The 1,025-nt window shown below is 37.8% G+C and carries 1 protein-coding gene and 1 pseudogene; one reads left to right on the top strand and one right to left on the bottom strand.

Annotation, left to right across the window (positions count from 1 at the left end):
• Nucleotides 1–269: pseudogene (locus tag BBROOKSOX_RS11605) on the top strand (hypothetical protein); the annotation flags it as partial.
• A gap of 8 nt (nucleotides 270–277) precedes the next feature.
• On the opposite strand, the gene metF reads toward BBROOKSOX_RS11605, so the two are convergent.
• The coding region (gene metF, locus BBROOKSOX_RS11600; RefSeq protein WP_139662032.1) for a methylenetetrahydrofolate reductase [NAD(P)H] at nucleotides 278–1,025 on the bottom strand (748 nt) is incomplete at its 5' end.

Genomic DNA, 1,025 nt, shown 5'->3' with positions numbered 1-1,025 from the left:
AACATATTCAAAAAATGCAACAGATTAAGGATGATGCTATCCATAAAATAGAAGTTGATAACGCCATTCATGGTGCCAATGATAAAGTCTATCACGGTATTATCACTAATCTAAAGTCCAAACTTTACAAAGAAGAAATTAAAAATAAACATTATGAAATGGTGTTTTCTGAGTTTGCTGAACGCCTAGATATGCTTGAGCAGCAGTGCCACTCTCAAGACAAAAAAGCATTACACAGCCTACAAGGTTGGGTTAGATCTCAACATTAAGCGTACTGCTATAAATGCTTAGCGATTTCTAGAGAGGGTTGTGAGTGATTCATTGAATAGAAATGGAAATTATCAACCCCTTGCGCTTTTAGAGTCTGACACAAGTTGGTGACAACTTCCAATCCAAACGCGCTGAGTGAGTCAAGGTCGTCTTGATACAGTTCTAATTTTTTTAAAATCCAACTGGGGATTTTTGCACCACACATATTAGAAAATCTTACCAGTTGTGTGTAGTTGGTAATCGGCATAATGCCTGGGACGATTGGAATATTAATACCGAGTTTTTCTGTTGCATCAACAAATTTAAAATAGGCATCAGCATCATAAAAGTATTGTGTGATAGCACCATCTGCACCAGCGCTTACTTTGTCAGCAAAATGTTGCAAGTCAGTTAGTCGATTTTTAGATTCTGGGTGCATCTCAGGATAGGCGGCTACTTCAATATGGAAGTGATTGTTGTATTGCGATTTAACAAATTCGACCAGTTCATTGGCATAATGGAAATCACCAATATCACGCACTCCAGATGGGATATCACCTCTAAGTGCCACAAGTCGATTAATATTGGCTGCTTTATATTGGTCAAGCAATGTAATAATAATTTCTTTTTTTGAACCAATGCAAGATAGGTGAGGGGCAGCAGCGACAGTGTCATTTTTTTGAATATCTAAAACCGTCTCTAATGTTACCTCTTGTGTTGTACCAAGCGCACCAAAAGTCACAGAAAAATATTCTGGGTTGAGGCTACTCAGTTCT

Source organism: bacterium endosymbiont of Bathymodiolus sp. 5 South (assembly GCF_900128535.1).
GTDB lineage: Bacteria > Pseudomonadota > Gammaproteobacteria > PS1 > Pseudothioglobaceae > Thiodubiliella.
This window is presented reverse-complemented; position numbering and strand designations above follow the sequence as displayed.